12 protein-coding genes are annotated in these 11,962 nt (G+C 43.5%); all 12 read left to right on the forward strand.

Annotated features, from left to right (window positions below; translation table 11 throughout):
- Window positions 1-50: 50 nt before the first annotated feature.
- Window positions 51-1,265, forward strand: a complete 1,215-nt coding sequence (locus ETHHA_RS04825) for a helicase C-terminal domain-containing protein (RefSeq protein WP_013484868.1) — start codon at window positions 51-53, stop codon at window positions 1,263-1,265.
- 5 nt (window positions 1,266-1,270) lie between these two features.
- A complete protein-coding gene (locus ETHHA_RS04830) occupies window positions 1,271-1,612 on the forward strand; it encodes a plasmid mobilization protein (RefSeq protein WP_013484869.1) in 342 nt (113 codons plus the stop codon).
- A gap of 238 nt (window positions 1,613-1,850) precedes the next feature.
- Window positions 1,851-2,987, forward strand: a complete 1,137-nt coding sequence (locus ETHHA_RS04835; protein ID WP_013484870.1) for a hypothetical protein — start codon at window positions 1,851-1,853, stop codon at window positions 2,985-2,987.
- A 12-nt stretch (window positions 2,988-2,999) separates the two neighbouring features.
- Window positions 3,000-3,857, forward strand: coding sequence for a YjcQ family protein (locus ETHHA_RS04840; protein WP_013484871.1), 858 nt, complete (start codon window positions 3,000-3,002; stop codon window positions 3,855-3,857).
- A 136-nt stretch (window positions 3,858-3,993) separates the two neighbouring features.
- On the forward strand, window positions 3,994-4,626 hold the full coding sequence (locus tag ETHHA_RS04845) for a class I SAM-dependent methyltransferase (protein ID WP_013484872.1): 633 nt from the start codon (window positions 3,994-3,996) through the stop codon (window positions 4,624-4,626).
- Window positions 4,619-5,512, forward strand: coding sequence for an MBL fold metallo-hydrolase (locus tag ETHHA_RS04850; protein WP_041686668.1), 894 nt, complete (start codon window positions 4,619-4,621; stop codon window positions 5,510-5,512). Before ETHHA_RS04845 ends, ETHHA_RS04850 begins: the two co-directional genes overlap by 8 nt.
- A gap of 241 nt (window positions 5,513-5,753) precedes the next feature.
- Window positions 5,754-6,686, forward strand: coding sequence for a hypothetical protein (locus ETHHA_RS14435; RefSeq protein WP_013484874.1), 933 nt, complete (start codon window positions 5,754-5,756; stop codon window positions 6,684-6,686).
- A 281-nt stretch (window positions 6,687-6,967) separates the two neighbouring features.
- On the forward strand, window positions 6,968-8,020 hold the full coding sequence (locus ETHHA_RS15810) for a hypothetical protein (RefSeq protein WP_159033357.1): 1,053 nt from the start codon (window positions 6,968-6,970) through the stop codon (window positions 8,018-8,020).
- Between the two features lie 19 nt (window positions 8,021-8,039).
- Window positions 8,040-8,570, forward strand: coding sequence for a 4Fe-4S single cluster domain-containing protein (locus ETHHA_RS15015; protein WP_013484876.1), 531 nt, complete (start codon window positions 8,040-8,042; stop codon window positions 8,568-8,570).
- A 16-nt stretch (window positions 8,571-8,586) separates the two neighbouring features.
- Window positions 8,587-10,182 carry an AAA family ATPase gene (locus ETHHA_RS04870; protein ID WP_013484877.1) on the forward strand — a complete coding sequence of 532 codons (1,596 nt, stop codon included), beginning with the start codon at window positions 8,587-8,589 and terminating at the stop codon, window positions 10,180-10,182.
- 9 nt (window positions 10,183-10,191) lie between these two features.
- Entirely contained in the window at window positions 10,192-10,836 is a 645-nt protein-coding gene (locus ETHHA_RS04875; protein ID WP_013484878.1) for a DUF2997 domain-containing protein, read from the forward strand.
- Window positions 10,837-10,962: 126 nt separating this feature from the next.
- Window positions 10,963-11,907, forward strand: a complete 945-nt coding sequence (locus ETHHA_RS04880) for a restriction endonuclease (RefSeq protein WP_013484879.1) — start codon at window positions 10,963-10,965, stop codon at window positions 11,905-11,907.
- The last annotated feature ends 55 nt before the right edge of the window (window positions 11,908-11,962 follow it).

The following is an 11,962-nucleotide window of genomic DNA, read 5'->3' on the forward strand; positions in this document are numbered from 1 at the left end:
ACTTACATTTTTTGACCGGCGTTTTTCTTCATTTTATCACTGGCGCTGACATGCCTGCCGAGGAGATCGCGTTCATTCACGACGCGAACAGCGAGACGCAGAAAGCCGAACTTTTTGCAAAAGTCCGCAAAGGGCAGGTGCGGATTTTGCTCGGCTCCACCTCTAAAATGGGCGCGGGTACGAACGTGCAGGAGCGCCTCGCGGTGATTCATCACGCCGATTGCCCGTGGCGGCCCCGCGACCTGACACAGCGCGACGGGAGCGGGATCAGGCAGGGCAATCTGTTTGAAACCATCAAAATTTTCCGATATGTCACGAAAGGGACATTTGACGCCTACAATTGGAGCCTCGTTGAATCGAAGCAGAAATTTATTTCGCAGGTAGTGACGGGAAAAAGCCCGGCCCGGAGCTGCGAGGATGTGGACGATACCGCGCTTTCCTATGCGGAGGTCAAGGCCCTTGCGACCGGTGACGAGCGCACCAAGGAGAAAATGACGCTGGATATTGAAGTTGCCAAACTGCGCGTGTATCAGACGGACTTCAACAGCCAGCACTATGAAATGGAGGACAATGTTCTGCGGTATTTTCCGGGTCAGATCAAGGAAAAGGAGGCCAAAATCGCCGGTCTGGAGCAGGATATTGCCCTTTACGGGGAACAAAAACCGCAGAACCCGGAGGCGTTTTCCATGACGGTGCGGGACGCTGTATTTCACGAGCGAAAGGCGGCTGGCGAGGCGATCATCGAAGCCTGCAAGACGGTGGACTGCACCGACGAGGCGGCGGAGATCGGAAAGTATTGCGGCTTTTCCATTCTCATCCGCTGGGATGCATTCAGCAAATTGTTTCATCTGTCTTTGAAGAATGTGCTCTCCCACACGGTGGACGTGGGGATGGACGCTGCCGGCAACGTGGCGCGCATCCACAATGAGCTGGAGCGCATGCCGGAGGAACTGCGCGCCGCGCAAGACACGCTGGATACCCTGCACCAGCAGATGGAAACCGCGCGGGAGGAACTGCAAAAGCCGTTCCCGCAGGAGGCGGATCTGGCCGCAAAGGAAAAGCGCCTGAACGCGCTCAACGCCCTGTTGGCGGCTGAAAGCCGGAAGCCGCGTGACGGACAGGCGCACGCCGAAAGCGCGCCGGAACCGGTGCTGCGGCCCGCAGAAAAACCGTGCGTCCACGCGCTGCTTTCCGAGCTGGTGAAGAAGGCGGCGGAGGCTCCGCACTCCACCCACGACAAGCCCATTCGGGAACCGGCGAGGTGATGGGAATGCCAAAGGAGAACCGGCAGCGGGCCGTCCAGATCCATTTCCGCGTGAGCGAAAAAGAGCGCGACCTGATCTATAAAAAGATGGAGCAGGCCGGTATCCATGATACCAACGCCTACCTGCGCAAGATGGCGATTGACGGCTATGTGGTGTACGCGGATATGTCCGATGTAAAAGAGCTGGTGGCGCTCTTGCGGCGCAGCGGCGCGAATGTCAACCAGATCGCCCGGCGCGCCAATGAAACGAACAACCTGTACGCCGAGGATGTGGCCGATCTGGAGCGCCATTACGGCACCCTGCTCGATAGCCTGAACAAGCTGCTGGAAAAATGGAATGAACTATAGAAACAGGGCGCGATTGTGAATTTCGCGCCCTGTTTCTATTGCTGATTCTTGTCGAAGCGCGTATAATTATGAAAAAGATGGAACTGAATCCGCACAATGACCTTACAACCTGGCACACTAGAAACCCGCGATTCAACGGACGCAGTTTAGCAATAATACGCAGTTCGTCAAACAGTGCATATGTACTATGCTGTGAACTAGAAACCGATAAATACATCGAGGAGAGGGATCGTCCTTTATGAACGCTTTACCTGACTATAGAATAATCGAATTTTTAAATTGGATAAAGAAAAACGAAAGTAGCCGCCTGAATATAGGTTATGTTCGAGAATGCGTTATGCGGGATAAGCATACACAGAGTGCATTAGAGAATTTAACCCCCTATGCTGAGACGTTCATTCGTCAAAAGAATCTCAACATTGAGCCGTACAAATTAATAGACAGTATACGGTTCTATTTGATTTATCGCTGTGGTCCTGAAAAAGCAACTGAAAAAATTGAAAAGTCTTTGTGGGGCAAATCAAAAATCAACAAATTTTCTGTTGATGAAAGCCCCTACCTTATGCACAATTTAGTTGGTGTCCCGACTACCTTGCAATTAGAAATTGAGTTCTTAGAATGGTTATTGAAACAAAAATTGAATGCGAATGATATATCGAAAATGCCTATGTCCGTATTTGAAAAATTAGCAAAGGAGTTTTCAATTGAAAAAAGCGGAATAGTGGATAACAGCTTATTGTCTGATCTACTCAACGCATTCAAAGAAAAAAATCCTCATAGCTTTTTTGAAAAAATCAAACGATTTGCTTCTATGAATACGTTTGGACGTGACACCGAACAATATAAGAGTATTACCGAGTTGTTTTGTAGATATTCAGACCCTAAAATAGTAAAATGCTTTTTTCTTCCGCTCACTCAAGATAAAGCATTTGAAACTTTTATCAATGATTCGTGGTGTGACTTAAATGCATTATCGAAAGACTATTTAGATATTTACTATAGCATTCCCGAATTATCTGCTTCAGGATATGACATAAAAGATAAGTTCGATTCATTGGAAATCGCAGAAGATGCATTACCCTGTCTAGTTTTATGGGACAATTCGCTCGATGATGTACAGGTTGTTGAACTACGTGATTTACAATACAACGAAATATTTCAATTAATTCAATCTATCGTTCAGAATGTGAAATGTGGAAACGACTTTAAAAAAGTCTATGCAGAGGCAGTGAAAAAGGCAGACGAAAAGCGCGAAAGTCACCGCCCTATTTCAATTATTGAGCAAAGATTTAATATATCCAATTCGGAAATCCAAAATACCAAACTTGGCACTTTTGAAAGCAAATTGACCGTTAAAGACGGACTTAAAAAGTAAGGGCGATATTCGATGAATAATGATATTAGTTTTGTTGCCAAACAAATTATGAAATGGTTTGAGTTTTGCAATTCATCGGTTGGCGATATAATGTCATCCTCTCACTTGCTTTCATTGTCATGTAAAACGCCGATATGGACAAGTCAACAACGGAAAGCTATCCCTGCGGCGATTGAACATCTAGTTGAACAGGGCTATATTACAGCGACCGAAAATGACTATATTCGGCTTGCGCAGAAAGGATATGACACACTACATATGATGAACTCATCAGAAATTATCAAGTTGCTATTAGAAAAATATCAATCTGGTGATGCTTCAAATATCGACCCGGCAGAGTATGGTGTTGACAGGATTAGACTTCTGGAAATAGTTGATATTATGGAGAAGGGCAACCTGATTAAAGGAGCTTCTATTACGCGAGCTGGGCAGGGGAACAAAATAGTTTACGGGTGGCCGGAGCAAGCTCGGATTACACTACAAGGTATCAATTATCTACAAGGACGGAGTGCAACTATGACAAATCAAACAACTTACAACATTAGTGATTCTTCTCTAATTGGCTCTCAGATTGGAACATTAAATAGCCAACTCAATTTCAATCAAACTTCTTTTTCTGATGAAATTACTCAAGCTATTTCGGGAATAAAAGCTATACCAGAATTATCACAAGAAAACATGGAGACGATAATCGACTTGTTGGGTCAAATAAGTATTGCAGTACAATCTGATAACAAAGAAGAACAAACAGAAGCAAAATTCACGCTAAAAGGGGTGATTAAGGGTATGGGTAATGCTGGAATTAAAGTCATTGGTGTGCTGTCCGGATTGGCAAACTTAGCAAAGTTTTTAGGTTTCCCTGCACCATGATTATTTCATTACGGATAATTCACTCCATTACAATAAGTCCCTCATTATGTTTACTTAGTTCCCTATTGTAAAAATAGAGAATTATACATAAGCGGAATAATGGATTTAAAAATAATATAAAAGAAAAAAATTTAAAATGAGTGGATTTTTTCAAAACACCAACAAGCCGGAGGGCTTGGGCGGGAAAATCATGGTGACAAGTATGAACATTGGCCATACCCCGGTTGCCACATGGGGTCTTACGCACATTACCCCAAGTAAAGCGGACAGCGTGTTGGAAATTGGTTGCGGCGGCGGAGCGAATATTACGCGACTGCTGGCGCTTTGCCCGGAAGGACACGTGACTGGAGTGGATTATTCGCCTGTCAGCGTGAAAGCGTCGCGTAAAAATAACGCGGCGGCGATCAGTAAAGGCAAGTGCACCGTCGTGCAAGCGAATGTATCCGCTCTGCCCTTTGAACCGGAACAATTCGATCTTGTGACTGCCTTTGAGACGGTTTATTTCTGGCCGGATATCGAAAACGCTTTCCGACAGGTACTGAGTGTACTAAAGCCCGGAGGCAACTTTTTTATCTGCAACGAAGCCGACGGTTTGAACCCTGCCAACGAGAAGTGGACGAGTAAGATTGAAGGAATGACCATTTACAACGCAGAGCAGCTTTCCACACTGTTGAAAAGCGCAGGATTTACGGATATTCAAACAGACGGAGACGCAAAACGCCATTGGCTTTGCGTGAAAGCCAAGAAAAGAGAATCAAAAAATGTCTAAGAAGGCTTCAAAATTACAGGAAAAATATATGGCTATGATATATCGAGGTAAGGAAATTTTCAAACCGCTCAATACCGGTGTAATCGATGAACACGTGAAGTGTGTCAGAGAGTTTGTTGCCAACATCTTCTTCTATACGAAAAATGAACAGACAATTATGATTGATGCTGGATATAATTATGAGCGGCTGGAAGAGAAGATGGAATGGCTGGATCTGGATCCGGATAATATTAAAGATATTCTGGTGACTCACCAGGACACCGATCACGTTGGCGCGATCGAAGCTGACAGTAATCAGTTGTTTAAGGATGCAACGATCTATATTGGAGAAATCGAAAATAAATATTTGACCGGTGAAGTGCGCCGCAAAGTGATTTTTCACTTGTATAAGCTTCCGCAGGTAACAATTAATAACAAAAAGATTCTTCTAAAGGACGGACAGGTATTTACCATCGGAGACATTAAGGTAGAAGCTTTTCTGATCCCGGGGCATACATGGGGTCACATGGTCTATCTCATCGATGATACATATCTTTTTACCGGCGATGCCATTTGGTTCGGTGCAGACGGAGGATATAGCTTTATTAATGCTCTTGCTGAGGATATCGAATTGGAAAAGAGATCTCTGGCGATGCTTGAGAAAAAGCTGAGGGAAAGGCATTTGAACCCTATCATCATCACAGGACACACCGGATATTCGGATGATATCAATTTTTCTTTTGCCCATCGTGATGAGGTATGCAATAGCATGAAAAAACAGAAGCCGCATGATCCGGATGCACCATATGATGGGTACGACGAGAGTGATGATACGGAAGAGAAGGCAAGGACGATCCGATTAAAAAAAGCCAACCGCGTAAAAGTAATACAGGGAACCGAGATTTGAAAGGAAGGAACCGGATGAAGAAGATTTAGCCTTTGATTGGAAAAGCTCATTTTGTATTCTGATGAATATAAGGCGGCTGTCCTTAACTAATGAGCACAATGTGTTTGTTTATCCTTCCATTCAAACTGCGCATTAGCGGAAAAATGTGTATTTTAGCGTTATATGTTGAGTAAAAGCGCATCGTCGCCAAGCTGGAAGAAATCCTACCATTGTGCGATGATCTGAAATAAGGTGGATTATTATGGCCCACAAAAAGATTGAAACCATTATAAACGATAAAATAGCGCCATATTCACTTAACGAGAGAGGCAAAGCAGAATTAGCGCAAACCATTAGGAAGTATCCATATGAGCTTTTGATAGAGTGCATTGATATTGGCATAGAACGATATTTTTGCTATGACGAAAAGGGAACCTTAACTCAAGAATCAGTTGGCAAATTTTTAGACAAGCTTGGGGGTATAGCTTATAACAAATCAAAAAACCCTATTGATCAGGAAATATCTCATATTAAAAACAAGTGCAAAAAAATATATGCATATTGGAATGATTTTAAGGCTGAAGATATTCTTGCCAAATACATATTAGCTCTAAGAAAATCCGACTGGACAGATAATCAGATTCTGAACGATTTAAAAACTGAAGTAAACAGGCTTAGCAATTCATCCACCAGTTGGTCGCAATGGTTTGCCACTATGGAAAAATGGATTGAAGATATAAATCACTGGGGTGACGAAGACAGCATCAGTATTGAACAAGATGGTACAGTTCTTCCATCTTCGATTTTTGAAAATCTATCACAAAACATACAGTCTTTATGTAAACAGATTAACGCCAGTTATGAAAACAATCTATTTGACTGTACTGCAGTTATGATGCGGAGGCTATTGGAAGGGCTATTGGTATTATCTTACCAAAATCTTGGTGTTGAAAAAGAAATCACTGAAAAAAATGGACGACACTTAACTCTCGATAAAATAATAAAAAATGCAGAGCAAAATACTGAATTGGCTCTATCCGCAAATACGCGTAAAGATATGGCAATATTTAAGGACCTTGGCAATTATTCTGCCCATAAAATTTGGTATAACTCCACCCAGCAAGATATAAAACCTCATATCCTAAAATATAGAGTTATTATTGAAGAGTTGATGTATAAAGCTGGGCTGAAATAAACAGTTCGGAATTTTCTTTGAACTTCGTATAAGCGGAATAATGAGAAGAAAACAAGTAATAGTTACTCTATCAAACGGCGAAAAAAAGTGCTTTGATAATGTTTGGGTTGGGTGATTTTGCAAGACTGTGACTATTTCTTATTGCCCATTCTCTGTTCACAAGATTAATTATATAGGAAGAAGGATTAATAATGAGAACCTGTCCACGATGCCATGCTATCACAAATGACACTGATAATCTTTGCCCGCAATGCGGCTATATTTACAATCAGGAGATGGCCTTGGAAAAAGACATGGACCAGGAATACCGGAAGGCTGTGAAAAAAAGCAAGTTTTATTATACGCTGATGAAATTTCTGCTAATCCTATTTTTGTTGCTGCTGTTGATTCTCTTTGTCGGTATGTCTTTCGAACCGTGGTTTGATGTTCCGATTGGATTGTTGTTAATCTGCGGCATTTACGAGTTTTGTTTTTATATAAAAAACTCCTCTTTTCTGCATGAAAAGATCAAATCATACACTCCGGAGAAACATTTCAAATATTACCGAAGAACGACAGAGCAGCGCAAACAGCCGTATAAAGGAAAACGTAACTTCTTCTGGATTTTGATTGCATGTACTGCTATCTACTGCATCCTTTCGTTGATTTTAAGGCCCAATCCGTCGGAATTATGGATGGAAGTGATGTTTTCAATCCTGTTGCTCATTATTCTGTTTTATTTTGCCACAATCAATCAAGGCAAATATCTGGGTATCAAATACCATCAGACAATCGATGACGCCTCCTACTTTGAGTTGGAAGAACTGCAGCTAATTAAGGAGACGGATGTTATCATTGCCCTTTATAAGGACTTTCAGTCGTGGAAAGACGTGAAAGCAGGCAGCAAAATTCTGATTCTGACGCAGGATTCACTCGTGTGTTTGGTATTCAACGACCGTACCCATGCACAAAAAATGGCCGTAGCACTAAGCAAAATTGATGAACTTGGAATTTATAAAGCTTTTATTGCCTCATCGTTCACCAAAGGAACTGCAAATGGTATGATTATTACGATCGGATGGCAAAAAAAGTTGCTTCGGATTTTATTAAAAGGTCTCACCATACAGGATTCAGCGGAAGAGTTTGTCTCTCGGTTTCTGAAACAATTGGATAACGCCATCCTCAACCGTCCGCACGATGAAGTCAAGACTTATCAGCACACGGAAACTACCACATCGGAGAATATGGAGCAAATCCGGCAGATCGAAATCGCCGATATACCTGAGACTCCATCACCGAATGAAGCCGTTGCATCCGGGACCTCTAGTCAGCCATCCAGAACGATTGACTTATAAGTGCAGTGAGAATTACGTCATGAATAATCAGTCCTTATGGCTGGCCTGTATCGATAAAGAAAGCGATGTGAATGGCACAGGCAGGCGCTGTGTCATCTGGACACAGGGTTGTTCCTTGCATTGCGCAGGTTGCTTTAATCCCGGGCTACATGTTTTTCACAAGGGTGCTGCTTATAACCCAAAGTCCCTAGCCCAGTGGCTTGCAGGGCTGGAAAACAATGGTGTCACCATTTCCGGCGGGGAACCGCTGGATCAGAACGCAGCGGTGTATCAATTCATTCGTACATACAGAAATTTTTGCAACCACACCGTTTTTTTGTTCACCGGCTACAGCCTGGAGGAAATCAAACGATCGCCCAAACGGCTGCGTACGGTCTTAGCGACCGATGCGGTGCTATGCGGCAGGTACCGACCAGGTCCTAAGTGGAGTAATAAGCAACTGCTGCTAATAACAAACCGCATTTCCGCAGATGATTTGAAACCGGTAAATGATATTGAACTATCCATCTCGGATGGCGTTGTTTTTATGACCGGATATCCGAATCTATAAAAAGGAGCTACTGAAAATGTCCGAATTTTTGACCGAACTGGAGTGCTTGATTCGCGCACGATACACCGCGATCCATATCCCCACCTTTGAAGAGGAAAGATGCATTCAGTTAACGCAGGGCTTAGCGCAGAAGCTGAATAAACGCGTGATTATCTGGACGGCGACCAACGGCTTCATTCTTAACGGAAGCCCGATGGATGCGAAAAGCATCGATTTTAAAGCCGCCTCAATCATGGCACGTGAACTGGGCAAGGAACCGAGCCTGTTCATCTGGTGTGATATCCATAATTTTTTCAAAAACCAACCGACCTTTGTCCGCTGTTTCCGTGAGCTTTGTCAGTTTTTGCGTATGAACTGCCCATCAAACAGTATGTTAATATCCCCGGCATTGGATATCCCCATCGAATTGCAAAAGGAAATTACGATTCTTGATCTGCCGCTGCCTGAACTGGAAGAAACCAGACAGATCATCAAAAATTTTGCTGACAGTTATGTCGGCAAGCAGGGCGTAACCGTACATAACGATGCGGACACGATTGATGGGCTTTCGCAGGCCGGCGTGGGGCTGACGCAGACGGAAATTGAAAACACTCTGGCCAAATCTCTTGTTCAAGATCATTCACTCGACTCTGACGACATCAATCGTATTTTGCAGGAGAAAAAGCAAATCATCCGCAAGACCGGCATTCTGGAATATGTCGATACCAGCCATTTCGATATGACAAAAGTCGGCGGGCTCCAAAACCTGAAAAACTGGCTGGAAAGAAGGAAAACGGCATTTACGCAGGAAGCCAGGGATTTTGGACTGGAGTACCCCAAAGGAGTTCTGCTGGTGGGTATTCCAGGTTGCGGAAAAAGCCTATCCGCTAAATGCGTTGCTTCCGCATGGAAGATGCCACTCCTGAAACTGGATATGGGTAAAATTTTCGCCGGCATTGTCGGGTCATCCGAAGCCAACATGCGTTCCGCTTTGCAGCTCAGCGAAGCGATTGCGCCATCCATCCTATGGATTGACGAAATTGAAAAAGGGTTAGCTGGAAGCTCCAATGGAAGCTCGGACGGTGGTACCTCCACCCGCGTATTCGGCAACCTGCTAACCTGGATGCAAGAGAAGCAAAGCCCTGTCTTTGTGTTTGCCACGGCTAACAATATCCAGAGCCTTCCGCCGGAACTTCTCCGCAAGGGGCGTTTCGATGAAATCTTTTTCATTGATCTCCCGTCGGCCGATGAACGAAAAGAGATATTTTCAATTATGCTTCATGGCTGTCGTCACAATCCTCAGGATTTCGACCTGGAGACGCTGGTGAACCTTTCCGGAGAACAGACATGGGAAGAGGGTGTCCGGCTCACCGGTTCCGAAATTGAAGCGGTGGTCAAAGATGCGCTGCTGGAAGCTTTCTATCGAAAATCGGTCAAGAAAGACAATACTGATCTGAATACGCAAGATATTGCATCCGCCATCCATCATCTGGTTCCATTGGCGAAATCACGTGAAGATGATATTAAATTTATTCGGAACTGGGCACAGGAAAACGCCGTTCGCGCGAGCATGATTGCCGCTGATTCAGCTTCTGCCGCCGAAGTTTCCATGGGTAGAAATATTGAATTTTAGGAGGATATTATGAGCCATTGTTCCACTTTTGACATCAAGTTCCGGGATAAACACATTCTATTCAAGGCTATGCGGAATCTGAACCTTCAACCGGAAAACCGGGTTTGGGAGCAATACCGAACCATTTTAGGAAAACTAGTACTCGGCAGGCTTGGCATTGAAGAAAAAAGCCTTGGAGTGCTTCTGACTGGATATTGCGACAAGATCAATATTTTCTTTCTTCCACAGGAAAACGGAGAGCTGAAACTCAGTATGGAATCCCATGTTTTTTCACCTGATCAGATCCAGCTGAAGGGCCAGAATCTTGCTCATGCGCTGCAGAAGGAATATGTAAAATCCGCGCTATACCAATTGCAAAAGTCCCTCATTGAATCTGGGCAAAGCGTGCGGCTTGAGACCGAAGAAAAATCAGAGGAAATCATTCATACGCTTTTTATTGGAGATCAGGGCAAAAAGTTGGTAGTTAAACTGCATCCTGAGGGAGTCGTTTCCGAACAAGTGGAAGGCTATGTCGGAAAATCCTGCGCCGATCTGACAGCCGTATTGGAAAACAGCATGACCACTGAGGCACAGCGGGAATGGGCGTCTGAACAGACTGAGGTGATGAATAATCAGGAAGTACAGGTTCTGAGGCTTAATAATATAGATTTATAAAAATTGTTGTAATAAATAAACTTATAAGACCTGTGCGTTGAGAGTATACCAGAAGTTAATTCGAGCTATATGAACTTCGTTTAATTGTTTATGATATGCCAAGTTCAATAATTAAGGATGATTAGAATGGCGATACCAGCGTATGATGATCTATATAATCCATTTCTTGAAAGTATAAAAGACAGCCAGCCCCATAGCATGAAGGAAATAAAAGGCTATATTATCAAGTCACGCAAGCTTTCAGAGAGTGACTTGGAAGAAATGACGCCGAGCGGAAAAGTGACTCTGCTTGCAAACAGAGTTGGGTGGTGTTGTACTTATCTGAAAAAAGCCGGATTGATTGCGAGTGGCAAAAGGGGAATTTACAATATAACTGTTTCCGGCCTGAAAGCACTTGCCGAGAAACCTGTTCAGATCGACAACGAATACCTAATGCAATTCGAAAGTTTCCAAAAATTTGTTCATTCAAATTCCAATAACAAATTAGAATCAGATATAGTGCCTACAGCAAAATTAGTACCTCTTCCATTCTCAGATACGCCGCAGGATGCTTTTGAACGTGCTTATGAACAGATTAACAATAAACTTGCGGACGATATTATGGATGAAATTATGCAGCAGTCATCAGAATTCTTTGAAGAAACTGTTGTGCAACTTTTGCAGTCTATGGGTTATGGCGGATCTATTGATAATTCTGGTATGGTCGTAGGAAAAAGCGGTGACGAAGGAATTGACGGCATTGTCAAAGAGGATAAACTTGGATTTAATGTAATTTACATACAGGCTAAACGTTGGAATCCGGATGTTATTGTTGGCCGCCCCGAAGTGCAAAAGTTCGTCGGTGCTCTTTCTGGGCAAGGAGCAAGCAAGGGCCTGTTTATTACTACCGCAAGATTTTCAAAAGATGCCAAAGATTATGTTAGCAAACAGCACACAGCCAAAGTGATTCTGGTCGATGGTGAGATGCTGACTAAGCTGATGATCGACTACAATCTTGGGGTATCTCCCATTGAGACTTATCAGCTGAAGCGGGTTGATACAGATTTCTTCTCTAATGAAGACAATGCATAGATTAAATGAAACCCTTGTTTTTTAAACGTAGAATCAACCAGCGCTGTGCGTGCTA

The sequence above is a fragment of the Ethanoligenens harbinense YUAN-3 genome, from assembly GCF_000178115.2.
Lineage (GTDB): Bacteria > Bacillota > Clostridia > Oscillospirales > Ethanoligenentaceae > Ethanoligenens > Ethanoligenens harbinense.